Genomic DNA, 25,046 nt, shown 5'->3' with positions numbered 1-25,046 from the left:
GTGCGCGCGGATGTACGCCACCGCGGCCTCGGTGCGCGCGACGCTCTCGGCGGTGAGCCGGTAGCCGTCGTCGCCGGCCACCACGCCACGGCCGAAGACCAGCAGCACGGTGGCGGTCGGTGTCATCCCCTCACCGTACGTGTCACTCCTCCTCGGGGGGCCAGGGAGGCGTGCCGACGCCGGTGATGCGCACCCCGCCCCACGGGTCCACCTCGGTGAGCCGGGCCCGGGTGACGCGCTCGCCGATGCGGATCTCCACGTCGCGGCGGCCGGAGCGCAGCAGCCGCACCAGGCGTGGCTCCGGCTCGACGCGCCCGGCCCAGTGGTAGCGGCCGTCGACCGGCTCGAACCGGCCGCCGGCGTGCAGCCGTACCGGGGTGCCGGCGATCTCGGCCGTGCCCTGCCAGGTCACCTGTCGATCCGTTCGTGCGCGCGGGTCAGCTCCGGCGGCAGGTCCGCGCCCCGGCGGACCCCCTCGATGCCGCTCCACAGCAGCGTGGTCAGGTACTCGGTGAGCGCGGACCGGTGGATCGGCTGCCCGTGCGTGGTCCACCAGTCGCCGACCGCCTGCACGAACCCGACCAGCCCGTACGCCCACGGCTCGGCCGGCCCGGCGTCGAGGCCGAGCGCGCGCAGCCGGTCGCCGATGACCCGGGCCAGCCCGGTGGCCACCTGCCGGCTGGTGCCGGCGACCACCTGCTGGATGCCGGGATGGCCGGACTCGTGCACCAGGAACCGGTAGAGCGAGGGCTCGAATTCCACCACGCTCAGGTACGCGTCGATCGTCGCCTCGACCAGCGCCCGCTCCTCGCGGACCTGCTCCACGGCGGGCGCGACGGCGGCCACCACGCGCGCCGCGACCACCTCGCTGACCGCGAGCCAGAGCTGCGCCTTGTCGGCGAAGTAGCGGTAGAGCACCGGTTTGCTGACCCCGGCGGTGGCCGCGACCTGGTCCATGTCGACGTTCGGGCCGTGCCGCAGCAGCGCCTGCACGGCGGCGGCGATCAGTTCCTGGCGGCGCTGTTCGCGGTGCTCCGCCCAGCGGTCACGCCGCCCTCCGGACCGTGGCGGGGACGGCTCCGGCGAGGGGTCGGGGCCATTGACATCGGTGGTGGTGCGTCGCATGCTACCACTCGTAACAGTTACTGGAAGTTACGTCAATATGGAGGGGTCATGGCCGGATTCCCGCGCGAGGCGGTAGCCGCCCGCCTCCTCACCGCCTCCGTGCGTACCAGCTACGACCCCCTGGTGGACGTCGACTGGTCGGCGCCGCCAGTGCCCGGCGCGTACTGGCTGCCGCCGTCGCGCAGCAGCCTCTACGGCACGCCACTGTGGGACGGGCTGACCGAGGAGCAGCGGGTCGAGCTGACCAAGCACGAGGTGGCCAGCGCCGCCAGCGCCGGGATCTGGTTCGAGACGATCCTCATGCAGATGCTGATCCGGCACTACTACGACGCGGATCCGACCAGCCGGCACGCCCAGTACGCGCTGACCGAGGTCGCCGACGAGTGCCGGCACTCCATCATGTTCGGCCGGCTCATCGAGGCCACCGGCGCGCCCGTCTACCGCGCCGAGCCCGTCGACCATCTGCTCGGGCGCTGGCTCAAGGCCACCGCCACCGGCCCGCAGATGTACGCGGCCATCCTGATCGCCGAGGAGATCCTCGACTCGTTCCAGCGCGAGATCATGGCCGACGAGTCGTTGCAGCCGCTGATCCGGATGGTGTCGCGCATCCACGTGGTGGAGGAGGCCCGGCACGTGCGCTTCGCCCGCGACGAGCTGGCCCGGCAGGTGGAGGCGGCCGGGCCGGTCGCGCTCACGTACGCGCGGCTGGTGATCGGGCGGGCCGCGTACTCGATCACGCGGCGGCTGGTGCACCCGCGGGCGTACGCGTCGGTCGGGATCGACCCGGCGGCCGGTCACGCCGCGGCGCGGGCCAACCCGCACTGGCGGGCCACGCTGCGCTGGTCGGCGCAGCGGATCGCCGAGCATCTGACCGAACTGGGTCTGGTGGCCGGGCCGGGCCGGCTGCTGTGGCGCCGGGCCGGGTTGATCGAGGGCTGACCGGCGGCGACCCGAAGGGGAAGGATCGCCGCCGGCCGCCCGGTCAGGAGGTCGGGAAGTTGTCGGGGGTGCGGATCCGGTCGCGCATGTACGCGCCGGACTGCGTCAGCACCGACGTCCCGCTGAACGAGCCGGACGCGCACGTGCCCGGCCGCAGCGCGGCCGAACCCTCGGGGGCGTCGGAGAACGTCCAGTTGGCGTAGCTGATCTTCAGCCGGTCGAGCAGGTCGAGCCAGGCGTTGCTGCTGGCGACGTCGACGGCGCCGTCGCCGGTGTAGGTGACGGTGCCGAACTCGGTGACGAACAGCGGCAGCCGGGAGGCGGCCCGCTGCACCTCGTTGCGGTAGTTGTCCTGGTGCGAGGCGGCGTAGAAGTGGAACGTGTACATGATGTTCTGCGCCCGCACCGGGTTGTTCACGATCTCGTCGGAGTTGCTGCCGTCGGACACGCCCAGCGAGGACCAGCCGCGGGTGCCGACGATGATCACCGCGTCCGGGTCGTTGGCCCGGATCACCGGGATGACCTGCTCGGCGTAGTTGCGGATGGTGGACCAGCTGACCCCGTTGGGCTCGTTGGTGATCTCGTAGATCACGTTCTTCTTGGCCGCGTTGCGCGCCGACACGTTGGCGAAGAACGTCTTGGCCCGGTCCAGGTTGTACATCGGGTCACCGGGGGTCAGCGTGTGGAAGTCGATGAGCGCGTACATGCCCCGGGCCTCGGCCTTGTCCACGAGCGTGTTCACCTGGGCGGTGAAGCCGGCCGGGTTGGTCTCGTAGCCCTGCTCCTGCACGTACATCGAGATGCGCAGCAGGTCCGCCTGCCACTCGTCGGCCAGCACGTCGAGCGAGGTGTCGGTGTAGCAGTTGGCGAACCACTGCAGGCCGTGGGTGCTCATGCCGCGCAGCTGGATCGGCCGTCCGTACTGGTTGCAGAGGTTGACCCCGCAGACCTGGAGCTGGCCGTTGATCGCGACCGGGGTGGTGCCGGTCGGCGGCGGCGTCGTGGGCGGGGGAGTGGTCGGCGGCGGGGGCGTGCTGGGCGGCGGGGTGCTCGGCGGGGGCGTGCCGGTGCCGCCGGTGCAGACCGTGCCGTTGAGCGTGAACGAGGTGGGGTTCGGGTTCGACCCGGTCCAGGAGCCGTTGAAGCCCACAGTGGTGCTCGCGCCGGTGCCGAGCGCGCCGTTGTAGTCCGCGCTGCGCGCGGTGACCGAGGAGCCGCTCTGCTGCCAGGTGGCCGACCAGCCCTGCACCACGCGCTGGCCCCCGTCGGGGAAGGTGAAGCCCAGCGTCCAGTTGCTCACCGGGTCGCCGAGGTTCTTCACCGCGACGGTGGCGGTGAAGCCCCCGGGCCACGAGTTGGTGGTGTAGGTGACGGCACAGCCGGTCGCGGCCATCGCGTTCGGCGACGGCAGGACGGCCGTCGCGGCCAGGGCGAGCGCGCCGACCGCGCCGCCGACGAGCAGGTGCCGCCGGGACGGGCGGGGAATCGAGAACATACGGGAAGGTCCCATCGCTTGATGGTGATCGGACGGTGCCCGTCGTGAACCTGCCCGGAAAGCCCGACGCGGCGGCCTGGGGGAGCGCTCCCAGGGCGAGCGTAGAGGCGGATGTCGATCCGTGCAACAGCCGGTGGCTCAGCGGCCGCCGCGCCGCCCACCGTAGAGCCGCAGCGCGTTGCAGACGTCGAACACGCCCGGCACGTCCCAGGCCAGCTCGGCGGCGACCAGGCGGGTTTCCGGATCGGCCACCAGGCCGGCGAGGATCACCACCCGGTTCTGCACGGTGACGGTGATCTGCTGCCGCCGGGTGGTCCAGTCGGCGCTGAGCCGCTGGGCGACGAGCGAGGCGAGCCGGGTGTCCGCGTCGTCGGGCTCCGGCTCACGGCCGGTGTACGGGAACTCGGGGTACGGCCAGGGCATCACCACGGGGAGGGCTCCTTCTGTTCGGTCATGACCGCGCGCCGGGACGCGGATCCCGGCGCCGGGGCGCGGCCGTCGACGACTGTGAAGACGCCGTCGAGCCGCATCGTGTGCAGCACGGTGAGCACGAAGCGCGACGGCGACAGCAGGCACAGCCGCCGTCCGTCGCGCCGGGCGTCCTGGTGCGCGCGCACCAGCAGGCCGAGCCCGGCCGAGTCGATCACCTCGAGCGCGGACAGGTCGACCAGTTCGCGGTCGCCGCGCACGGAGCGTTCCGCGAGCGCCCGGCGTACCGCCTCGGCGGGATCGACGTCGGCGGCGGCCGGGGTGCCGGCCACCTGCTCCAGGTCCTCGGTGCCCAGGCCGTCCTCGGCGACCGTGGCCCGGACGCTGCACCGGGGGCAGTGGTGCGGGCCGGACGCGAAGGGCGAGCCGACCCAGTCGTGCTCGAACACGAGCGTCCACACCACCTCGGCGTCGGGCAGCGTCGCGCCCGCGCCGGTGACGCTGTCGCCGCAGCCGTCGCAGATGAGCATCATCAGGTGGTCCGCGGGGACGACTGTCACACCTCCTCCTTCCGTCGGGCGCCCGGATCGGGCGCCTGCCGGTCCGCGCCCGTGCCGCCCGCCGTCACCACCGCCAGCACGACCGCCACGGCCGCGAACGCGGTCTGCGTCACCAGGGACAGCAGCGGCGAGGCGTCGGGGCGGCGGTCCACCAGCCCGACCACGATCGCGCCGAGCAGCGCGGCGGCCACGCCGAGCGCCAGCGTCAGCCAGACCGGGACGGCCTTGCGTCCCGGCACGACGAGCCGGCCCACGCCACCGACGGCGAGACCCACCACGAGTGCTCCGACGAGCGTGCTTCCGGTCACGGCCCCTCCTCAGCGGGGTGCGGACGCGACCCGGGCCCGGCCGCGCGCGGCCGGACGGGGCGTGTCGACGACGGGTACGGCGCCCAGCCCGGAGGTCTGCAGGATGCGCCGGATCCGTGGGTGCGGGTTGCTCAGCGTGAGCACGCCGTCCTGCCGCGCCAGCCGCCGGTGCACGTCCAGCAGCAGCGCGACCGCGGCGGCGTCCACATGTCGGCACCCGGCGAGGTCGATCGTCAGCTCGCGGGGGCGCAGCGCGAGGATGCGGTCCAGCACGTGCGCGACCTCGGGCAGCCCGGCGAGGTCCAGTTCGTCGGTGATGTCCACCCGCACGTGCGGCACGGCGGACTCCGGCGGGGACGGCAGGGTAGCGGGCATCAGGTCGCTTCCGTGGCGGGTTCAGTGTCGATCCCCACTCTGCGCAGCGATCTTGGAGGTCCCCGGACGGTTGTATGACGGTTCGATGACAAAAACCACGAACGGCCCACGCGGTTGGGCTACCCGTGCCGGGCCGGTCATGATGCCCATATGACGGCCGTACTGGTGATCGAGGACGACGACCGCATCCGGCTCGCGCTGCAGCTCGCCCTGGAGGAGGAGGGCTACGAGGCGTACGGCGCCCCGACCGCGGAGGACGGGCTGCGACGGCAGCGGGAGAAGCCGTCCGACTACGTGCTCGTCGACCTGATGCTGCCCGGCATGAACGGGTTCGACTGCATCCGCCAGCTGCGCCGCGACGACGACGTGCCGGTCGTCGTGATCAGCGCCCGCGACGACACCCACGACATCGTCGCCGCGCTGGAGGCCGGCGCCGACGACTATGTGGTGAAGCCGGTCGCGATCAAGGAGCTGTCGGCCCGGCTGCGGGCGCTGCGCCGGCGGGTCCGCACCGTGTCCGGGCCCGCCCCCGCCCAGTTCTTCGGCGAGCTGGAGATCAGCGCCGAGGCCGGCGAGGTGCGCCGCTCCGGACGGCCGGTCCCGGTCACCCGCACCGAGTTCCGGCTGCTCTGCGAGCTGGCCGAGCACGCCGGCCGGGTGCTGTCCCGCCAGCAGCTGCTCAGCCGGGTCTGGGGCTACGAGACCGGCGACGAGCGGCTCGTCGACGTGCACGTCGGCCGGCTGCGGCAGAAGATAGAGTCGGACCCGGCGAACCCCCGCCACCTGGTGACCCTCCGCGGCCTCGGCTACAAGCTGCAGCGATGACCCGTCCCGGACTGCGCGCCCGCGTCACCGCGGCGTTCGCCGTCGGCGCGTTGCTGCTGTCCGCGCTGATGGCCCTCTTCTCGTACGACCTGACCCGGCGCTCGCTGCTCGACGAGCGGGAGCGCACCGCGGTGCGGGCCGCCTACTACGACGCGGCGGTGGTCCGCTCCGGCCTGGACACCGGCACGCCGGACGTGGTGGCGGTGCTGCGCTCGCTCGACACCGGCAGCGCCCGGCGCCCGCTGCTGCACCTGCCCGACGGCTGGTACGCCCGCACCGCCGACGTGGGCGCCAGCTCCGTGCCGGTGGAGTTGCAGCGCATGGTCGCCGACGGCAAGCCCGCGGTGCAGCGGATCCGCCTCGACGGGCAGCCCGCGCTGCTGGTCGGCGTGCCGCTGCCCGGCGCGCTCGGCTACTACGAGCTGACCTCGCTGCGGGAGGTCGAGGAGACGTTCCAGGTGGTGGGCCTGGCGCTGATCGCCGTGGCGATCATGGTGGCCGGGGCGGGCGCGGCGCTCGGCTGGTACGCCACCCGGCACAGCCTGCGGCCACTGACAGCGGTCGCCGACGCGGCGGAACGGATCGCGGGCGGGGACTTCGCCACCCGGCTCGATCCGACCACCGACCCCGACCTCACCCGCCTGTCCAGCTCGTTCAACGAGATGGTCGACAAGCTGGTGCACCGCATCGAGCGGGACCGGCGCTTCGCCGCCGACGTGAGCCACGAGCTGCGCTCGCCGTTGCAGACGCTGGCCGCGGCGGCGAGCGTGCTGCACCGCCGCCGCGAGCACCAGGACGAACGCACCGCCACCGCCGCCGGCCTGGTGGCCGACGAGGTGACCCGGTTCCAGCGCCTCGTCGACGACCTGATCCAGTTGGCCCGCACCGAGCAGCCGGCGCACCGCGAGACGGTCGACGTGGTGGAGCTGGCCCGGGCCGCCTGCCGGGAACGATCGCTGCCGGAGAGCCTGGTGCAGGTGGCAGGCGACGTCCCGCACGAGTGGTGGGTCGACCGGCGCCGGTTCGCGCAGACGCTGCTGAACCTGGTGGAGAACGCCGAGCGCTACGGCGGCGGCCCGGTCGCCGTACGCCTGGGCGGGGGCGACGGCGTGGGCGTGCTGGAGGTCGACGACGACGGACCGGGCGTGCCGCCGGGCGACCGGGAGATCATCTTCGACCGGTTCGTGCGGGGCCGGGCGGCGCACGACCGCGCCGGCACCGACGGCACCGGACTCGGCCTCGCCCTGGTGGCGCAGCACGCCGACGCGCACGGCGGGTCGGCGCGGGTGCTGGACCGCGCGCCCGGCGCCCGTTTCCGGGTCGAGCTGCCCGGAGCGCTCCGGTGAGCCGGCGGCGGCTCGCGCCCGCCCTGCTCGCCGTGGCGCTGCTCGCCGGCTGCGGGGTGCCGGTGGACGACGAGCCCCGGCTCGTGCAGACGCCGCCCGGGGCCTTCCCGACGCCTGCGGTGTCCTCGACCGCCGACGGGGACGGGCGGGTGGACGAGCCGTTCTGCTTCGTCCGGGACGACGGCCTGGTCGTGGTCAACCGCCGGGTGGACGGGCTGCCCGGGGTGGACACGCACCTTCAGCACCTGCTGGCCGGTCCCGGTCCGGGGGAGCGCCGCCAGGGGCTGTCCACGGCGCTGCCGGGCACGGTGGCGGTGGCCGGGGCCACGCTGGCCGGCACCGTGGCGACAGTCGACGTGCGCCAGGCCGGTGAGGAGACCGGCCGCAACGACGAGGTGCTGGCCTTCGGGCAGATCGTGTGCAGCCTCACGCAGCGACCGGACGTGTACAGCGTCGCGTTCCGCCGCGGCGGGCAGCCGCTGGAGGTGCCGCGCGCGGACGGAAGCCTCTCGGCGCTGCCGCTCACCGCTGCCGACTACCGCCCGTTGATGCCACGCTGATCGTCGTTGCTCGCCTCTATGTCCGGATATGACACTAAATCTCCATCGTCCGTTCGGTTGATTTGGCCATGGCCTTTGGTCTAGTGTGGCTGGCACGACCGGTGTGGGAGGCCACCCGTTCTCCGAGGACAGGAAGGGCAGCATGACCACGATGACCATGGCATCGACCGCGACCGAGGTGCAGCGCGCGCCGCAGACCGGTGAGGAGTCCCGTGCCAGCGAGCTGATCGCGGCGCTCGCCGCGCTGCCCGCCGGCCACCCGCAGCGGGCCGCCCTGCGCAACCAGGTCATCGAGGCGTGGCTGCCGCTGGCGAACCACCTGGCCGCCCGCTACAGCGGGCGCGGCGAGCCGGCCGGCGACCTCGCGCAGACCGCCGCGCTGGGCCTGATCAAGGCGGTGGACCGGTTCGACGCCTCGCGCGGCGTCGACTTCGCCGGCTTCGCCATCCCGACGATCCTCGGCGAGATCAAGCGGCACTTCCGCGACCGCACCTGGAACATCCGGGTTCCGCGCCGCTTGCAGGAGCTGCGGCTGCGCATCTCCGAGGCGAACAGCACGCTGACCCAGACGCTCAACCGGGCCCCGACCGTCGCCGACATCGCCGCCCACCTCGACGTCACCGAGGAAGAGGTGCTCGAAGGCCTGGAAGGCGCCCGCGCCTACAACGCGGTGTCGCTGTCCACCCCGATCGGCGACGGCGACAGCGCCACCGAGCTGGGCGACACCCTCGGCGCCGAGGACAACGAGTACGAGCTGGCCGAGCTGCGCGCCTCCCTCGGCCCGGCGCTCGCCACGCTCGACGAGCGGGAGCAGAAGATCCTCACGCTGCGCTTCTACGGCAACCTGACCCAGAGCGAGATCGCGGCCCGGGTCGGTGTCTCCCAGATGCACGTGTCCCGGCTGCTCGCCCGCGCCCTGACCAAGCTGCGCGGCCAGCTCACCGAGGCCTGAGCCACACACGTACCGCGACCCCCGCCGGCCCGTGACGGCGGGGGTCGCGTCGTGTGTCACCAGCGCGACGGCGGTGGCGGCGGCACCAGCGGCGGACGGTCGTCGCAGGTGATGGTGTTCGGCAGCAGCCACGGGGCCAGCCAGCCGCCGTCGTTGCCGCCGAGGTCGGTCAGGGCGAACTCCGACCCGGCCGGGGTGAAGTGGAACGACCCGCAGTTGTTCACGCCGACCGCGCCCACGTTGCGGGCGTCGACGTTCGCGAAGCTCGCCCCGCCCGCCGTACGCGCGCTGACCACCGACGTGCCGGCGCCGTCGACCCGGATGTCCCGGAAGCGGACGTTGTCGATTCGGACGCTGTCCTTCACCGGCCAGTCGCTGACCAGCATGATCGCGTTGTAGGTGCTGTCCAGGTACGCGTCGCCGCTGACCAGGATGTCCGCGTCGATGCTGCGGTCCAGCGCGTAGAACCAGATCGCGCCGAGGCCGATGTTCCAGTTCAGGTCGTACGTGCCGGCCCGGACCGTGGTGTTGCCGGTGATCCGCAGGCGGCCGGTGAACGGCTCCGCCCCGAAGCGGGAGCCCACCTGGATCGCGCTGCCCTCGCGTACCGGGTCGGCGACCAGGTTGTGCGCGACGGTCAGGTCCGCGCCGCCGTACAGCGCGATGCCGTTGGCGAGCACCGGCGACTGCACCGTGTTGTACGCGAACGTGTTCGACGCGTTCGCCGTCCCCTCCGACCACATGGCGAGGGCGTCGTCGCCGCTGTTGCGGACCACCGAGTTCGTCACCGAGGAACGGGTGACGCCGGTGTGGAAGTTCAGCCCGTCGGCGATCTGGTCGGCGATCACGGTGTTGGTGACCCGCAGCCCGGTCATCGGCCCGTCGAACCACATGCCGACCTTCGTGTGGTGCAGGTAGAGGCCGTCGATCGTGCTGTGGTTGAGCGCCCCGCCGATGGCGTTGACCTGGTCGGTGTCGATCCGCTCGCGTACGTCGCCCTCGATCGCGAAGCCGGACAGGTGCACGTCGCTGCTGCCGCCGTCGGCGGCGTCGCGGCCGTAGAAGCCGACGCCGGTGTGTCGGGAGCCGTCGGGCGCGGGCGTGTCCAGCGTGACCTCGCGTCCCCGCACGATCGTGTACCAGCTGCCCGCACCGGCGATCGTCACGTCGTCCACGACGATGTGCCGGTCGACCTGGTAGGTGCCGGGCGGCAGGTAGAGCGGGCGGTCCACCCGCCGGGCGTACGCGACGGCCCGGTCGAGGGCGTCTGCGGACTCCCGCCGGCCGGTCGGGTCGGCGCCGAAGGACAGCGCGTTCACCGCGCGGGGGACCACGCGCGGCGGTGCGACCAGGTGCGCGTCCACCAGGTCGATCACCGTCCACGCGGCGGCGGTGCCGCGCGGCGCGGTCAGCCGGACCACCTCACCGGCCCGATGGGTACGGCCGAGCAGCAGCCGCTGCTCGTCGTAGAAGTGGTGCGGCCGGAACGGCTTGCTGATCAGCGGCGCGGGCGTGGTGGCCGCCGGCACGCAGGAGCACTCGGTGATCCACCAGTCCGGGTGCAGCAGGTCGGCGCCGGGGTCGTTGGTGAACGGGTACTGGTTGTAGAGCCAGGCGTACTGCGAGGTCAGCGTCATGGTGCGGGCGGGCGCGTGCCCGACGGACACCCGCAGCGGCGCGGTGATCCCGCCGCCGCCCGGCGCGTCCGGGATGCTGTAGCGCACGGTCAGCGCGTTCGTGGGCCGGGGGAGCGTGAGTTCGACGTGCTGGCCGGGCAGCAGGCGCACGGCGCGGCGGCCGGACGCCTCACCGGCGAGTGTGTACGCCGACCGGTCCGGCCCGATCACGGTGCCGGTGGTCCGGCCGTGTTCCGCCTCCTGCTCGACGTAGTCCACAGTCGCACCGCGACCGGCGACGAGCGCGGGGTCCAGCCCGGCGCGCGTCACCACGGGGGCCGGTCCGCGCGGCGGGCCGGCCGTGGCGGCGCCGGGCGGTACGAGCAGGGCGGCGGCGGCGAGCGCCGCCGCGAGGATCCTCGGCACGCTCCGCGACATCGGAGCACCCACTTTCTCGGGGGACGGGGTGGCCTCGGCGGCGCAGGCCATCGACAAGGGTCCTCATGTTATTCCGGTGCTCTGTTGACTTTCAAGCATCAATCTGCTCGCATCTTTCGGACCTCTTGTCGGCCGCCTTGGCAAGAGCCGATCCGTCCGGCTGTTCATTTCTTGCAAGAATCCGACGTACGATTGCCGCCGTGACGAAGCGCCTGACCGAGGTGGCCCGCAAGGCGGGCGTCAGCGAGGCGACGGTGAGCCGGGTGCTCAACGGCCGCGGCGGCGTGTCCGAGGCGACCCGGACCGCCGTGCTGACCGCCCTCGACGTGCTCGGCTACGAGCGCCCGAGCAAGCTGCGCGGCGAGCGCGCCCGCCTGGTCGGCCTGGTGCTGCCGGAGCTGCAGAACCCGATCTTCCCGGCGCTGGCCGAGGTGGTCACCGGCTCGCTCGCGCAGCGCGGCTTCACCCCGGCGCTGTGCGCCCGCACCATCGGCGGCGTACCGGAGTCCGGGTACGTGGAGATGCTGCTCGACCACCAGGTCAGCGGCGTCATCTTCGCCGGCGGCTCGTACGCGCTCGCCGACGCCTCGCACGAGCACTACCGGCGCCTCACCGACCGGGGCCTGCCGGTGGTGCTGGTGAACGCCGGCGTCGAGGAGCTGGGTTTCCCGCGCGTGTCCACCGACGACGCGGTCGCCGTCGAGCAGGCGTACGGCCACCTGCGCTCGCTCGGCCACGACCGGATCGGCATGGTGCTCGGCCCGGCCGACCACGTGCCCTCGCGCCGCAAGCTCGACGCCATGGTCCGGGCCGCCGGCTGGGGCGAGGACCAGTCCATGGTGGAGCGGTCCAGCTTCTCCATGGAGGGCGCGCGGGTCGCCGCCACGAAGCTGATCGAGCGCGGCGCGACCGGCATCGTCTGCGCCAGCGACGTGCTCGCGCTGGGCACCATCCGGGCCGCCCGGCGTTTGGGCTGCGCGGTGCCGGCCGACGTCTCGGTGGTCGGCTTCGACGACTCGGCGTTCATGACCTGCACCGACCCGCCGCTGACCACGGTGCGCCAGCCGATCGAGACAATGGGCCAGGCCGCCGTGGACCTGCTGGTGACCCAGATCGAGGGCGTCGGGGTGCTGCACGACGAGCTGCTGTTCGAGCCCGAGCTGGTGGTACGCGGCTCCACCGCCCCCGCCCCCCGCAGCTGACCCCGGGGCCCACGCCGCCTCACCCCACCCCACCGCATCCGTCGATCTTGGAGTTGTGGTGCCCGGAATGCGGCACTGATGCCGGTATCTGAGGCGCCACAACTCCAAGATCGACGATGCGGCCGACTGGAGCCGCGCCCTTCCGAGGTCAAGTCGAATTCTTGCGTCTGTCAGTCGGCATCTTGCTGGGTTCGGTTCGCGTCGCTACAGTGACTCCACTCACACCTGACCCGGGGCGCGGTTTCCGGAGGCAGGGCGCGTGCCGGCTGCCGTTCCACCACCAGAGGCAGCCGCGCGGTCACCGCACATCAGTGAAGGCCATGGATACACCCGTTCCCGAAGGGATGGACAGATGTCCGTACCGCAGTATCGGAAGGTCGCGGCGCTCGCGCTCGCGACCGGCCTCGGGCTCAGCCTTGCGGCGTGCTCCACCAAGAGCGACGACAGCGGCGACGCCGGCGGCAAGGTCACCATCACCGTCGACTGCCAGCCGGTCGGCGCGCAGAAGGAGCTGCTGAAGAACTGGAACGACGACGTCGCCGAGTTCCAGCGGCAGAACCCGGACATCGTCGTCAAGAGCGTCAGCGTCGGCGAGCAGTGCAACAACCCGCCGGACTTCACCGCCCGCCTGGCCGGCGGCACCGTCACCGACGTGTTCTACGGCTACATGACCGACCTGCAGCAGGTGCTGGACTCCGGCCAGGCGATGGACATCGGCCAGTACGCCACGAAGGACACCATCCCCACCTGGGACAGCGTCGACCCGGCGCTCAAGGAGGTCTTCACCGACGGCGGCAAGCTCTACGCCGTACCGGTGAAGAACTACTCGATGGGCCTGATCTACAACAAGGCGCTGTTCCAGCGGGCCGGGCTCGACGTGAACAACCCGCCGAAGACCTGGCCGGAGGTGCGGGCCGCGGCCAAGAAGATCTCCGCGCTCGGCGACGGCATCGCCGGGTACGCCGAGTACAGCGCGGGCAACACCGGCGGCTGGCACTTCACGTCGCTGCTCTACTCGCAGGGCGGGCAGGTGCTCAGCGCCGACGGCAAGAAGGCCGACTTCAACAACGCGATGGGCAAGCAGGTCCTGCAGAACCTCAAGGACATGCGCTACGGCGACAACAGCATGGGTGCCCGGCAGCTGCTCCAGTGGGGTGACCTGCTCACCAACGCCGGCGCCGGCAAGGTCGGCATGTTCATCGGCGCGCCGGACGCGACCCAGGCGATCGTCAGCCAGTTCCAGGGCAAGTACCAGGACTGGGCGATGGGCCCGCTGCCCGGCCAGGACGGCCCGGCCAAGGCCACGCTGGGCGGCGGCGAGGGCTACTTCTTCAAGAAGGGCCTGAGCCCCGAGCAGGTCAAGGCCGGCCTGAAGTGGCTCGCCTACCAGAAGCTCACCCCGGGTAAGGGCCAGTTCGACTACGTGCGCGCCAAGCCGCAGAACTACCCGGTCGGCCTGCCCCAGCCGCTGCTGTTCACGAACGGCAGCGACGCGCAGAAGCAGGAACTGGAGCTGCGCAAGGCGAACGCGAACGTGGACACCACGAACTTCGCGGTCTTCGAGGCCAACCCGGTGCCGATCAAGGGTGAGCCGCGCAACGCGCAGGCGATCTACGCGGTGCTCGACGCGGCGATGTCCGGTGTGCTGACCAACCCGAACGCGAACATCGACGCGCTGCTCAAGACCGCCGAGGACAAGGTCAACCAGCTGCTGGCCGCCGACAGCTGACCCGACCGGAGGTGGGGCCGGCGCACCGGCCCCACCTCCCCGAGCACCGCAGGAGTCGCCTTGGCGCTCACCACCGCCCCCGGCGCCACCCGCCGTACCGGTCCTGCCGCGTCGACGCCGTCGCGTACCGCCGGACGCCGCGCCGGTCTCGGCCGCAAGGTCCGGGACAACCTCACCGGGCACACGTTCCTCATCGGCGCCGTCGTCTGCTTCGCCGTCTTCTCCTGGTACCCGATGGTCCGCGGCGTCGTGATGAGCTTCCAGCGCACCCGCCGCGGCGAGACCACCTGGGTCGGCTGGGACAACTACAGCCGGATCATCGCCGATCCGAGCTTCTGGACCGCCTGGAAGAACACGTTCGTCTTCACCGGTTTGGCGCTCGTCCTCGGCTACCTGGTGCCGTTCTTCGTGGCGATCCTGCTCAACGAGCTGCGCCACGCCAAGGGCTACCTGCGGGTGCTCGTCTACCTGCCGGTGATGCTGCCGCCGGCGTCCGCGCTGTTCCTGTTCAAGTTCTACGCCTACGACCCGAGCGAGGCGGGGCTGTTCAACGCGGTCCTCACCGCGCTGGGACTGCCCACGTCGGAGTGGATGCAGTCGCCCACCATGACGATGCCGGCCATGGTGATCGCGTCGACCTGGATGAACATGGGCGGCGCCGTGCTGATCTACCTGGCCGCGCTGCAGAACATCCCCGGCGAGCTGTACGAGGCCGCCGAGATCGACGGCGCCGGGGTGTGGCGGCGCATCGTGCACGTGACGGTCCCGCAGACCCGGCTGATCCTGGCGCTGCTGGCGATGCTCCAGATCGTCGCCACCATGCAGCTGTTCATCGAGCCGCTGATCCTCGCCAACGGCGCCGGTACGCAGGACTCGGCGACCTCCGTGGCGTACCTGATCTACCAGCACGGGTTTTTCCAGAACGACCTCAACGGCGCCGCCGCGCTCGGCGTGATCATGCTGGTGGTGCTGGCCGGGTTCTCCGCCGTCTACCTGCGACTGACCGCGAGACAGGACTAGGACATGGCCGCCGACAGCACCACCCGTACCCTCATCTCCCACGCCCAACTGCGCCGCGGTCGCGGCCGCGTCCTCTACTGGGCCGTGCTCTCCGTGGTCGTGGCCGGGTTCACGCTGGTGTTCCTCGGCCCGCTGTACTGGATGGTCACCGGCGCGCTGAAGTCCGGCCAGGAGATCGCCCAGACCCCGCCGACGCTGTTCCCGCGCGACCCGCAGCCGGGCAACTACGTCGACGCCTGGACCAACCTGGATCTGGCGAAGCTGCTGTTCAACACGTTCTACTACGCCACCGGGGCGGTGGTGTTCCAGCTCGTGTTCGACACCGCCGCCGCGTACGCGCTGTCGAAGCTGCGTCCGGTGCTGGGCGGGTTGATCCTCGGCATGATGCTGGCGACGCTGATGATCCCGGCGATGGTGCTCATCGTCCCGCAGTACGTCACGGTGATCGACCTGCCGATTGTGCACGTCAACCTGCTCGACTCGCCGTTCGCGATCTGGCTGCCGCTGGTGGCGAACGCGTTCAACATCTTCCTGCTGAAACGGTTCTTCGACTCGATCCCGGAGGACCTGATGGCCGCCGCCGTGATGGACGGCGCCTCCCCGCTGCGCACGCTCTGGTCCATCGTCCTGCCGATGTCCCGCCCGATCCTCGGCGTGGTGGCGATCTTCGCGGTGACGGCGGTCTGGAAGGACTTCCTCTGGCCGAAGCTGGTCATGCCGTCGCCGGAGACGCGGACCGTCAGCGTCGGCATCTACGCCTTCGCCGGTGGCACCCCGATGAACGTGGTCATCGCCGCGTCGGTGATCGCCGCCATCCCCACCGTCGTGCTGTTCCTGATCTTCCAGCGCAACATCATGTCCGGCCTGACCACCGGCGGCCTCAAGGGCTGACCGGGCGCCGCCCGCCGCCGGCCGTACCGCCCGCCGCCGCAGAACCGACCCCGCAGAAAGCAGGTGCCCGTGTCCATGGCCGACAACAGCCCGTGGTGGCGCTCCGCGGTGATCTACCAGGTCTACCCGCGCAGTTTCGCCGACGGCAACGGCGACGGGATCGGCGACGTCGCCGGCATCCGGTCCCGCCTGGACCACCTCGCCGCGCTCGGCGTCGACGCCATCTGGTTCAGCCCCTGGTACCCGTCGCCGATGGCCGACGCCGGCTACGACGTGTCCGACTACCGCGACATCGACCCGGTCTTCGGCACGCTCGCCGAGGTGGAGACGCTGATCGCGGAGGCGCACGCGCTCGGCATCCGCAGCATCGTCGACGTGGTACCCAACCACTGCTCCGACGCGCACCAGTGGTTCCGGGCCGCGCTCGCGGGCGGGCCGGGCGCGCCCGAACGGGACCTGTTCTGGTTCCGCCCCGGCCGGGGGCCCGGCGGCGACCTGCCGCCCACCGACTGGACCGGCGAGTTCGGCGGCCCGACCTGGACCCGCACCACCGACCCGGACGGCACCCCCGGCGACTGGTACCTGCACCTGTTCGCCCCGCAGCAACCCGACTTCAACTGGGACCACCCCCGGGTCCGCGAAGAGTTCGAGGACATCCTGCGGTTCTGGTTCGAGCGGGGCGTGGACGGCATCCGCATCGACTCGGCCGGGCTGCTCGTCAAGGACGGCACGCTGCCCGAGGTCCACCCGGACCGGCCGCACCCGTTCCGCGACCAGGACGGCGTGCACGACGTGTACCGCGCCTGGCGGCGCATCGCCGACTCGTACCCGGGCGGGCGGGCACTGGTCGGCGAGGTGTGGCTGCCGGACCGGCAGCGGTTCGCGAACTACCTGCGCCCGGACGAGCTGCACACCGCGTTCAACTTCGACTTCCTCGGCTGCGCCTGGGACGCCACCGCGCTGCGGGAGAGCATCGACGGCACGCTGGCCGCGCACGCCCCGGTCGGCGCGCCCGCCACCTGGGTGTTGTCCAACCACGACGTCACCCGGCACGTCACCCGGTACGGCCGCGCCGACACCCGGTTCAGCTTCGCCGCCAAGCGCGAGGGCATCCCCACCGACCTGGAACTGGGCACCCGCCGGGCCCGCGCCGCCGCGCTGCTGTCCCTCGCGCTGCCCGGCGCCGCCTACGTCTACCAGGGCGAGGAGCTGGGCCTCTGGGAGGTCGAGGACATCCCGTACGAGTTGCGGCAGGACCCGATGTGGGAGCGGTCCGGACGGGTCGACCCGGGCCGCGACGGCTGCCGGGTGCCGCTGCCCTGGCAGGGCGACACGCCGCCGTTCGGGTTCAGCCCCGACGGCGCGTCCGCCGCGCCCTGGCTGCCGCAACCTGCCGACTGGAAGGACCGCACGGTCCGCGCCCAGACCGGTGACCCGCACTCGATGCTGGAGCTGTACCGGGCCGCGCTGACGCTGCGCCGCGCCGAACCGGCGCTCGGCGACGGCACCCTGGCGTGGCTGCCCGCACCGGAGGGCGTGCTCGCGTTCGCCCGCGAACCCGGCTTCACCTGCGTGGTCAACCTCGGCGACGCCGCCGTGCCGCTGCCCGCGCACGACGAGCTGCTGCTCGCCAGCGGCCCGCTCGACGACGACCGGCTGCCACCGGACACCGCGGTCTGGCTGCGTACCCGATCGGCCTGACCGCGGCGCCGGCGGCCCCGTCCCGCCGCCGGCGCCGCCGAAACACCCGGCGGCCCGTCCCGGCCGCCACAGACGCCGCACACCTGGGGAGGAGGAAGGAGAGGCAACGCCGCACGGGGGGATCTGGCCACCGACGAAAGGGAGCACACCCCGCATGGCCGAGCACCGCACCGCGCACCGCCACCGCAGCACCGGCGTGGCCGCCCTCGCCGCCGCCACGCTCGCCGCCTCGACACTCGTCGTCGTGGCGCTCACCACGACCGCCACCCCGGCGTACGCCGCCGGACTGTCCCCGTTCGACATCACCGGACGCGGCGCCACCGTGCCGTTCCGCGAGCAGGAAGCCGAGCAGGCCGTCCACAACGGCACGAAGATCGGCCCCGACCGGCGCTACGGCACGCTGCCGTCCGAGGCGTCCGGCCGGGAGGCGGTCACGCTCGACGCCGTCGGCGAGTACGTCGAGTTCACGCTCACCGCCCCCGCGAACGCGGTCACGTTCCGGTACAGCCTGCCGGACAACGCCGCCGGCACCGGCCGCGACGCCACCATCGACCTGCGCGCCAACGGCACGCTGGTCAAGGCGGTGCCGGTCACCTCCCGGTACGGCTGGTACTACGGCGGCTACCCGTTCAACAACAACCCGGGCGACACCAACCCGCACCACTTCTACGACGAGACCCGCACCATGTTCGGCACCACGTACCCGGCCGGCACGAAGATCCGCCTCCAGGTGTCCTCGACCGCCCAGTCACCAACGTTCACCATCGACCTGGCCGACTTCGAGCTGGTCGGGGCGCAGATCACCAAGCCGTCCGGCGTGCTGGACGTGGTGACCGACTTCGGCGCCGACCCGACCGGCACCACCGACTCGACGGCGAAGTTCCAGGCCGCGGTGGACGCCGGCAAGGCGCAGGGCCGGGCGGTGTGGATCCCGGCCGGCACGTTCACGCTCTGGGACCACGTGGTGGTCGACGGCGTGACGCTGCGCGGCGCCGGCCCCTGGTACTCGGTGCTCGGCGGCCGGCACCCGACCGACCGTAAACGTGCCGCCGGCATCTACGGCAAGTACGTGCCGGGCGGCGGTTACTCCGGCGAGATCCGCCCGCACGAGGCCGGTGGGCCCAGCCGCAACGTCACGCTGCGGGACTTCGCCATCATCGGCGACATCCGGGAACGCGTCGACGAGGACCAGGTCAACGCCATCGGCGGCGCGATGAGCAACTCGGTGGTGGACAACCTGTGGTTGCAGCACACCAAGGTCGGCGCCTGGATGGACGGGCCGATGGACGGCTTCACCATCCGCAACAGCCGCATCCTGGACCAGACCGCCGATGGGGTGAACTTCCACTGGGGCGTCACCAACTCCACGGTGACGAACACGTTCGTCCGCAACACCGGTGACGACGCGCTGGCCATGTGGGCGCAGAGCGTGCCGAACGTGGGCAACTCCTTCACCCGCAACACCATCGGCGTGACGATCCTGGCCAACCACCTGGTCACGTACGGCGGGCGGGACATCACCATCGCCGACAACGTCACCGCCGACTCGGTCACCAACGGCGGTGGCATCCACGTGGCGAACCGCTATCCGGGCGTCACCGGGCCGACCGCCGTGGCCGGCACGATCACGGTGGCCCGCAACACACTGATCCGCAACGGCAACTCCGACTACAACTGGCAGTTCGGCGTGGGCGCGATCTGGTTCTCCGCGCTCAACGAGCCGATCCAGGGCGCCACGATCAACGTCACCGACACCGACATCCTGGACAGCTCGTACGCGGCGCTGCACTGGATCGAGGGGCAGACCAGCGGCATCTCGTTCGACAACGTCCGCATCGACGGTGCTGGCACGTACGCGCTCCAGGTGCAGGCGCCCAGCCAGGTCCGGTTCACAAACGTGCGGGCCACCGGCATCGCCCAGTCCAACCCGATCCACAACTGCGTCGGCAGCGGCTTCCAGATCACCCAGGGCGCCGGCAACTCCGGCTGGTACACGCCCACCCCGTACTGCGGGCCGTGGCCGCAGCCGCAGTGGGGCAACGGACCGTCCAGCCCGCCGCCGACCAGCCCGGCGCCGACCACGGCAGCGCCGACGACGGCCCCGCCGACCACCGCGCCGCCGACCACACCGCCGCCGGCCGGCGGGAACCTTGCCCTGGGCCGCCCGGCGACCGCCACCAGCACCACCCAGACGTACGCCGCCGGCAACGCCGTCGACGGCAACCCGGCCAGCTACTGGGAGAGCGCCAACAACGCGTTCCCGCAGTCGCTCACCGTCGACCTCGGCACGTCCCGCACCGTCGACCGGGTGGTGCTGAAGCTCCCGCCCGGCTGGGAACGGCGTACCCAGACGCTCGCCGTGCTCGGCTCCACCGACGGTTCCTCGTACACGACGCTCGCCGCGTCGGCGGGCCGCGTCTTCGACCCGGCCGTCGGCAACACCGTGTCGATCGCGCTGCCGTCCGGCGACCGGCGGTTCGTCCGGGTCACCGTCACCGGCAACACCGGCTGGCCGGCGGGCCAGCTCGCCGAACTGGAGGTGTACGGCGGCGGCACCACCACACCGCCGCCCACCACGACTGCGCCGCCCACCACCGCGCCACCGACCGGCAACCTGGCGGCGGGCCGGCCGGTCGCGGAGACCAGCCACGCCGACGTGTACGGCGCCGCCAACACCGTCGACGGCAACGCGAACACCTACTGGGAGAGCGCCAACAACGCCTTCCCCCAGTCGGTGACGGTCGACCTGGGCAGCGCCCGGCCGGTCGCCCGGGTGGTGCTGAAACTGCCCCCGTCGGCGGCCTGGCAGACCCGCACCCAGACCGTGGCGGTGCTCGGCTCCACCGACGGCTCGTCGTTCTCGACGCTGAAGGCGGCGGCGGGCTACACGTTCGACCCGGCGGGCGGCAACAGCGTGTCGATCGCGCTGCCCGCCGGTGACCGCCGCTTCGTGCGGCTGACGTTCACCGGCAACACCGGCTGGCCGGCCGGCCAGCTGTCCGAGTTCGAGGTGTACGCCTCCTGACCCGGCGCGGCGGGGACCATCCCCGCCGCGCCACCGCACCCCCACCCCCGAACGCCTCTCCACCTCCCCCGGGAAGAAGGTGTCCGTCCACCATGTCCAGACTCCGTACCGGAATCGTCGCGGCGCTCGCCGCGGTCGGCCTGGTCGTCACCGCGGCCCCGGCCCCACCGGCGCTCGCCGCCGGCGGCCCGAACCTCGCCGCCGGGCGCACCGCCACCGCCAGCAGCGTCAACGGCCCCTACGTCGCGGCCAACCTGACCGACGGCAACCAGGGCAGCTACTGGGAGAGCAGCGGCGCGCTGCCCCAGTGGGCCCAGGTCGACCTCGGCACCAGCCGCGCCGTCGACCAGGTCGTGCTGAAGCTCCCTGCCGCCTGGGAGGCCCGCAACCAGACGCTGTCCGTGCAGGCCAGCGCCGACGGCAGCGGCTTCACCACTGTCGTCGCGTCCGCCGCCCGGACGTTCAGCCCGGCCGCCGCCAACACCGTGACGCTTGGCTTCACCGCCACCGACGCCCGCTACCTGCGGGTCGTGATCACCGCGAACACCGGCTGGGCCGCCGCTCAGCTCGCCGAGCTGGAGGTGTACGGCGCGGCCACCTCCTCGACCAACCTCGCGCTCGGCCGGACCATGACCGAGAGCGGTCACGCCGACGTGTACGGCGCGGGCAACGCCAACGACGGCAACGCCGGCACCTACTGGGAGAGCCCGAACAACGCGTTCCCGCAGTGGATCCAGGCCGACCTGGGCGCCGCCACCAGCGTCAACCGGCTGGTGCTGCGGCTGCCGGCCGGCTGGGGCGCACGCACCCAGACGATAACCGTGCAGGGCAGCACGAACGGTTCTGCGTTCGGCACGCTCGTCGGCTCCGCCGCGTACGCGTTCGACCCGGGCGGCGGCAACACCGTGACGGTCACCGTGCCCACCGCGTCCACCCGGTACGTGCGGCTGCTGTTCACCGCGAACAGCGCCTGGCCCGCCGGGCAGCTCGGCGAGCTGGAGGTCTACGGCCCGGTCACCGGCGACACCCAGGCGCCGAGCGCGCCCGGCAACCTCGCGTTCACCGAGCCCGCCACCGACCAGGTGCGGCTGACCTGGACCGCGTCCACCGACAACGTGGGCGTCACCGGCTACGACGTGTACGCCAACGGCGTGCTGCGCACCACCGTCGGCGGCACCACGCTGACGTACACCGACACCCAGCCCGCCGGGACCACCGTCTCCTACTACGTGCGGGCGCGGGACGCGGCCGGGAACGTGTCGGCGAACAGCAACACGGTCACCCGCACCGGCAACACCGGGGACACTGTCGCGCCCACCGCGCCCGGCAACCTGGCCTACACCCAGCCGGCGAGCGGGCAGATCCGGCTGACCTGGACCGCGTCCACGGACAACGTGGGCGTCACCGGCTACGAGGTGTACGCCAACGGCACGCTGCGCACCACGGTCAGCGGCTCCACGCTCACCTACACCGACAGCCAGCCGGACAGCGCGACCGTCTCGTACCACGTGCGGGCCCGCGACGCCGCCGGGAACGTGTCGGCGAACAGCAACACCGTCACCCGTACCGGCAGCAGCACCGGCGGCACGAACCTGGCGGTCGGCAAGCCCGCCACCGCGTCGTCGATGGTGCACGTGTTCGCCGCCGCCAACGCCGTCGACAACGACGTCACCACGTACTGGGAGGGCGCGCCCGGCGCGTACCCGAGCACGCTCACCGTCGCGCTCGGCGCCAACGCCGCGATCAGCGCCGTCGTCGTGAAGCTCAACCCGGACCCGGCGTGGGGCGCGCGCACCCAGACGTTCCAGGTGCTCGGGCGGGAGCAGTCCGCGTCCGGGTTCACCAGCCTGGTCGGCTCCGCCACGTACTCCTTCAACCCGAACAGCGCCAACACGGTGACCGTCCCGGTCTCCGCGACCGCAGCCGACGTCCGGCTCCAGTTCACCGCGAACTCCGGCTCCGCCAACGGCCAGGTCGCCGAACTTCAGGTCATCGGCGTCCCGGCGCCGAACCCGGACCTCACCGTCACGGCCGTCACCGCCTCGCCGTCCGCGCCGGTGGAGACCGACGCGATCACGCTGTCCGCCACCGTGCGCAACGCCGGCACCGCGGCCTCCGCCGCCACCGACGTCAACCTCTACCTGGGTACGACGAAGGTCGGCACCGCCGCCGTCGGCGCGCTCGCCGCGGGCGCGTCGAGCACTGTCTCGGCGAGCATCGGCGTACGCGACGCCGGCAGCTACCCGCTCACCGCGAAGGTCGACGAGTCGAACGCGGTGATCGAGCAGAACGAGGCGAACAACTCCTACACCAGCCCGACCCCGCTGACCGTCAGCCCGGTCGCCAGCTCCGACCTGGTCGCCTCCGCCGTCACCTGGTCACCCGGCACGCCGAGCGCCGGCGCCACCGTCTCCTTCGCGGTGACGCTGCGCAACCAGGGCACCATCGCGTCGGCGAGCGGCGCGCACGGCATCACGCTGACGGTGCGCGACCAGTCCGGCGCGGTGGTCCGCACGCTCACCGGCTCGTACAGCGGCACGATCGCGGCCGGTGCCACCGCCGGACCGGTGTCGCTCGGCACGTGGACCGCCGCCAACGGCCGGTACACGGTGCGGGTGGTGCTCGCAGACGACGGCAACGAGCTGCCGGTGAAGCGGCAGAACAACACCAGCGACCGGGCGCTGTTCGTCGGCCGCGGGGCGAACCTGCCGTACGACGCGTACGAGGCCGAGGACGGCACGACCGGCGGCGGCGCGCAGGTGATCGGCCCGAACCGCACCATCGGCGACCTCGCCGGGGAGGCGTCCGGCCGCCGCGCGGTCACGCTCAACACCACCGGCGCGTACGTCGAGTGGACCACCCGCTCGGCCGCGAACGCCCTGGTGGCCCGCTACTCCATCCCGGACGCGCCGGGCGGCGGCGGGATCGACTCGACCATCAACGTCTACGTCAACGGTGTGCTGCACAAGCCGATGAGCCTCACCTCGAAGCACATCTGGCTCTACGGCGCCGAGGCCGGTCCCAGCGACTCGCCGAGCGCGGGCGCGCCCCGGCACCTGTACGACGAGGCGAACGTGCTGCTCGACGCCACGGTCCCGGCGGGCAGCCGGATCCGGCTCCAGAAGGACCCGGCGAACAGCACCACGTACGCGATCGACTTCGTCAACACCGAACTGGTGGCGCCGCGCGCCAACCCCGACCCGGCCCGCTACAAGGTTCCGATCGGGTTCAGCCACGCCGACGTGCAGAACGCGCTCGACGCGGTACGGATGGACACCACCGGCACGCTGGTCGGCGTCTACCTGCCCGCCGGCACGTACGAGACGGCGCAGAAGTTCCAGGTGTACGGCAAGGCGGTGCAGGTCGTCGGCGCCGGCATGTGGTACACCCGCTTCCAGACGCCGCGCAACCAGCAGAACACCGACGCCGGTTTCCGGGTCGAGTCCTCGGCCAGCGGCTCGACCTTCGCCCACCTGGCGTTCTTCGGCAACTACACCAACCGGATCGACGGTCCCGGCAAGGTGTGGGGCGAGTTGAAGGACGTGGACGACCTGACGCTGGACAGCGTCTGGGTGGAGCACACCGTCTGCGCGTACTGGGGGGTGAGCGTGGACGGGCTGACCATCCGGGACAGCCGGTTCCGCAACACCTTCGCCGACGCGGTGAACATGACCAACGGCAGCACGAACAACCTGGTCACCAACTCGGAGGGTCGCTCCAACGGCGACGACGCGTTCGCGTTGTTCTCCGCCACCGACTCCGGCGGCTCCGGCGGCAACCACGGCAACGTGTTCGAGAACCTGACCGCCACGCTGACCTGGCGGGCAGCCGGGCTGGCGGTGTACGGCGGCTACGACAACGTCTTCCGCAACCTGTACATCGCCGACCAGCTCACGTACTCGGGCATCACGATCAGCTCGCTGGACTTCGGCTACCCGTTCGTCGGGTTCGGTGCCAGCCCGCCCACCCGGTTCGAGAACATCTCGCTGATCCGTTCCGGCGGGCACTTCTGGGGCGCGCAGACGTTCCCGGCGATGTGGTTGTTCTCCGCGTCGAAGGAGTTCCGTGGCATCCGGGTGAGCGACGTGGACATCGTCGATCCGACGTACTCGGGGATCATGTTCCAGACCAAGTACAACGGCAGCCAGCCGGAGAACCCGATCACCGACACGGTGCTGACGAACGTGTCGATCTCCGGCGCGCGGCGCAGCGGCGACGCGTTCGACGCGAAGTCCGGCTTCGGCATCTGGGTCAACGAGATGCCCGAGGCAGGTCAGGGCCCCGCGGTCGGCGCGGCCACGTTCACCAATCTCCGCCTGACCGACAACGCCCAGGACATCAAGAACACCACAAGTACGTTCACCATCACCCGCAACTAACCTCGCGGCCTCTCCCACCCCCGCGATCTTGCACTTTCGGCCCCGGTGATGCCGGATTACTCCTGGCATCAGGGGGCGCGAACTGCAAGATCGCGGGACGGGACGGGGCGGGGCGGGGCGGGCGGCGAGGG

The 25,046-nt window shown here is 72.1% G+C and carries 20 protein-coding genes; 12 read left to right on the top strand and 8 right to left on the bottom strand.

Features of this window, described 5'->3' with window-relative positions; genetic code table 11:
* Positions 1 to 142: 142 nt before the first annotated feature.
* Together MCBG_RS05195 and MCBG_RS05190 are read right to left on the bottom strand one after the other, a co-directional pair.
* Positions 143 to 412: a DUF4873 domain-containing protein gene (locus tag MCBG_RS05195; RefSeq protein ID WP_043324346.1), complete on the bottom strand. Its 270-nt coding sequence runs from the start codon at positions 410 to 412 to the stop codon at positions 143 to 145.
* The gene (locus MCBG_RS05190; protein WP_030504073.1) at positions 409 to 1,125 is read right to left on the bottom strand and encodes a TetR family transcriptional regulator; all 717 of its coding nucleotides are present in this window, start codon (positions 1,123 to 1,125) and stop codon (positions 409 to 411) included. Before MCBG_RS05190 ends, MCBG_RS05195 begins: the two co-directional genes overlap by 4 nt.
* A gap of 48 nt (positions 1,126 to 1,173) precedes the next feature.
* Here MCBG_RS05190 and MCBG_RS05185 point away from each other — a divergent pair, with 48 nt between their 5' ends.
* Positions 1,174 to 2,064 carry an AurF N-oxygenase family protein gene (locus MCBG_RS05185; protein ID WP_043324341.1) on the top strand — a complete coding sequence of 297 codons (891 nt, stop codon included), beginning with the start codon at positions 1,174 to 1,176 and terminating at the stop codon, positions 2,062 to 2,064.
* Between the two features lie 43 nt (positions 2,065 to 2,107).
* Here MCBG_RS05185 and MCBG_RS05180 read toward each other — a convergent pair whose 3' ends face one another.
* The 5 genes from MCBG_RS05180 to MCBG_RS05160 form a co-directional block, all read right to left on the bottom strand.
* A complete protein-coding gene (locus tag MCBG_RS05180; protein WP_043324338.1) occupies positions 2,108 to 3,559 on the bottom strand; it encodes a cellulase family glycosylhydrolase in 1,452 nt (483 codons plus the stop codon).
* 138 nt (positions 3,560 to 3,697) lie between these two features.
* Entirely contained in the window at positions 3,698 to 3,988 is a 291-nt protein-coding gene (locus MCBG_RS05175; RefSeq protein ID WP_043324334.1) for a BON domain-containing protein, read from the bottom strand.
* Positions 3,982 to 4,548: an STAS domain-containing protein gene (locus tag MCBG_RS05170; RefSeq protein ID WP_043324331.1), complete on the bottom strand. Its 567-nt coding sequence runs from the start codon at positions 4,546 to 4,548 to the stop codon at positions 3,982 to 3,984. The genes MCBG_RS05175 and MCBG_RS05170 overlap by 7 nt, the downstream gene beginning before the upstream one ends.
* Positions 4,545 to 4,856, bottom strand: a complete 312-nt coding sequence (locus tag MCBG_RS05165) for a hypothetical protein (RefSeq protein ID WP_030504078.1) — start codon at positions 4,854 to 4,856, stop codon at positions 4,545 to 4,547. Before MCBG_RS05165 ends, MCBG_RS05170 begins: the two co-directional genes overlap by 4 nt.
* A gap of 9 nt (positions 4,857 to 4,865) precedes the next feature.
* Complete coding sequence (locus MCBG_RS05160; RefSeq protein ID WP_043324327.1) at positions 4,866 to 5,231, bottom strand: STAS domain-containing protein; 366 nt, start codon at positions 5,229 to 5,231, stop codon at positions 4,866 to 4,868.
* A gap of 150 nt (positions 5,232 to 5,381) precedes the next feature.
* Here MCBG_RS05160 and MCBG_RS05155 point away from each other — a divergent pair, with 150 nt between their 5' ends.
* From MCBG_RS05155 to MCBG_RS05140, 4 genes are all read left to right on the top strand, one after another.
* Positions 5,382 to 6,056 (top strand): response regulator transcription factor, encoded by a 675-nt coding sequence (locus MCBG_RS05155; protein ID WP_043324324.1) that lies wholly within the window; start codon positions 5,382 to 5,384, stop codon positions 6,054 to 6,056.
* On the top strand, positions 6,053 to 7,402 hold the full coding sequence (locus tag MCBG_RS05150; RefSeq protein WP_043324322.1) for a HAMP domain-containing sensor histidine kinase: 1,350 nt from the start codon (positions 6,053 to 6,055) through the stop codon (positions 7,400 to 7,402). The genes MCBG_RS05155 and MCBG_RS05150 overlap by 4 nt, the downstream gene beginning before the upstream one ends.
* A complete protein-coding gene (locus tag MCBG_RS05145) occupies positions 7,399 to 7,962 on the top strand; it encodes a GerMN domain-containing protein (protein ID WP_043324320.1) in 564 nt (187 codons plus the stop codon). Before MCBG_RS05150 ends, MCBG_RS05145 begins: the two co-directional genes overlap by 4 nt.
* Before the next feature lie 142 nt (positions 7,963 to 8,104).
* Positions 8,105 to 8,914: a SigB/SigF/SigG family RNA polymerase sigma factor gene (locus MCBG_RS05140; protein ID WP_043324319.1), complete on the top strand. Its 810-nt coding sequence runs from the start codon at positions 8,105 to 8,107 to the stop codon at positions 8,912 to 8,914.
* A gap of 56 nt (positions 8,915 to 8,970) precedes the next feature.
* Here MCBG_RS05140 and MCBG_RS05135 read toward each other — a convergent pair whose 3' ends face one another.
* The gene (locus MCBG_RS05135) at positions 8,971 to 10,968 is read right to left on the bottom strand and encodes a glycosyl hydrolase family 28-related protein (protein WP_140946236.1); all 1,998 of its coding nucleotides are present in this window, start codon (positions 10,966 to 10,968) and stop codon (positions 8,971 to 8,973) included.
* A 200-nt stretch (positions 10,969 to 11,168) separates the two neighbouring features.
* Between MCBG_RS05135 and MCBG_RS05130 the strand changes: the two genes are divergently transcribed.
* The 7 genes from MCBG_RS05130 to MCBG_RS05100 all read left to right on the top strand — a co-directional run bounded on the left by MCBG_RS05130 (position 11,169) and on the right by MCBG_RS05100 (position 24,915).
* Positions 11,169 to 12,170, top strand: a complete 1,002-nt coding sequence (locus tag MCBG_RS05130; RefSeq protein ID WP_043324315.1) for a LacI family DNA-binding transcriptional regulator — start codon at positions 11,169 to 11,171, stop codon at positions 12,168 to 12,170.
* A gap of 352 nt (positions 12,171 to 12,522) precedes the next feature.
* Positions 12,523 to 13,899: an ABC transporter substrate-binding protein gene (locus MCBG_RS05125; protein ID WP_043324313.1), complete on the top strand. Its 1,377-nt coding sequence runs from the start codon at positions 12,523 to 12,525 to the stop codon at positions 13,897 to 13,899.
* Positions 13,900 to 13,959: 60 nt separating this feature from the next.
* The gene (locus MCBG_RS05120; protein WP_043324311.1) at positions 13,960 to 14,919 is read left to right on the top strand and encodes a carbohydrate ABC transporter permease; all 960 of its coding nucleotides are present in this window, start codon (positions 13,960 to 13,962) and stop codon (positions 14,917 to 14,919) included.
* A 3-nt stretch (positions 14,920 to 14,922) separates the two neighbouring features.
* Positions 14,923 to 15,810: a carbohydrate ABC transporter permease gene (locus MCBG_RS05115; RefSeq protein ID WP_043324309.1), complete on the top strand. Its 888-nt coding sequence runs from the start codon at positions 14,923 to 14,925 to the stop codon at positions 15,808 to 15,810.
* Positions 15,811 to 15,885: 75 nt separating this feature from the next.
* The gene (locus MCBG_RS05110; RefSeq protein ID WP_043324307.1) at positions 15,886 to 17,511 is read left to right on the top strand and encodes a glycoside hydrolase family 13 protein; all 1,626 of its coding nucleotides are present in this window, start codon (positions 15,886 to 15,888) and stop codon (positions 17,509 to 17,511) included.
* A gap of 154 nt (positions 17,512 to 17,665) precedes the next feature.
* Positions 17,666 to 20,536 (top strand): discoidin domain-containing protein, encoded by a 2,871-nt coding sequence (locus MCBG_RS05105; RefSeq protein ID WP_043324305.1) that lies wholly within the window; start codon positions 17,666 to 17,668, stop codon positions 20,534 to 20,536.
* Positions 20,537 to 20,628: 92 nt separating this feature from the next.
* Positions 20,629 to 24,915, top strand: coding sequence for a discoidin domain-containing protein (locus tag MCBG_RS05100; protein WP_043324304.1), 4,287 nt, complete (start codon positions 20,629 to 20,631; stop codon positions 24,913 to 24,915).
* Positions 24,916 to 25,046 lie beyond the last annotated feature (131 nt).

Origin of the sequence: Micromonospora sp. M42 (assembly GCF_000568915.1) — a bacterium.
In the GTDB taxonomy this organism is placed as follows: domain Bacteria; phylum Actinomycetota; class Actinomycetes; order Mycobacteriales; family Micromonosporaceae; genus Micromonospora; species Micromonospora chalcea.
This window is presented reverse-complemented; position numbering and strand designations above follow the sequence as displayed.

Coding starts and splice junctions, on each gene's coding strand:
- MCBG_RS05190 (WP_030504073.1), bottom strand. CDS start 1,125: ATGCGACGCACCACCACCGATGTCAATGGCCCCGACCCCTCGCCGGAG.
- MCBG_RS05185 (WP_043324341.1), top strand. CDS start 1,174: ATGGCCGGATTCCCGCGCGAGGCGGTAGCCGCCCGCCTCCTCACCGCC.
- MCBG_RS05180 (WP_043324338.1), bottom strand. CDS start 3,559: ATGTTCTCGATTCCCCGCCCGTCCCGGCGGCACCTGCTCGTCGGCGGC.
- MCBG_RS05160 (WP_043324327.1), bottom strand. CDS start 5,231: ATGCCCGCTACCCTGCCGTCCCCGCCGGAGTCCGCCGTGCCGCACGTG.
- MCBG_RS05155 (WP_043324324.1), top strand. CDS start 5,382: ATGACGGCCGTACTGGTGATCGAGGACGACGACCGCATCCGGCTCGCG.
- MCBG_RS05150 (WP_043324322.1), top strand. CDS start 6,053: ATGACCCGTCCCGGACTGCGCGCCCGCGTCACCGCGGCGTTCGCCGTC.
- MCBG_RS05140 (WP_043324319.1), top strand. CDS start 8,105: ATGACCACGATGACCATGGCATCGACCGCGACCGAGGTGCAGCGCGCG.
- MCBG_RS05135 (WP_140946236.1), bottom strand. CDS start 10,968: ATGTCGCGGAGCGTGCCGAGGATCCTCGCGGCGGCGCTCGCCGCCGCC.
- MCBG_RS05125 (WP_043324313.1), top strand. CDS start 12,523: ATGTCCGTACCGCAGTATCGGAAGGTCGCGGCGCTCGCGCTCGCGACC.
- MCBG_RS05115 (WP_043324309.1), top strand. CDS start 14,923: ATGGCCGCCGACAGCACCACCCGTACCCTCATCTCCCACGCCCAACTG.
- MCBG_RS05110 (WP_043324307.1), top strand. CDS start 15,886: ATGGCCGACAACAGCCCGTGGTGGCGCTCCGCGGTGATCTACCAGGTC.
- MCBG_RS05105 (WP_043324305.1), top strand. CDS start 17,666: ATGGCCGAGCACCGCACCGCGCACCGCCACCGCAGCACCGGCGTGGCC.
- MCBG_RS05100 (WP_043324304.1), top strand. CDS start 20,629: ATGTCCAGACTCCGTACCGGAATCGTCGCGGCGCTCGCCGCGGTCGGC.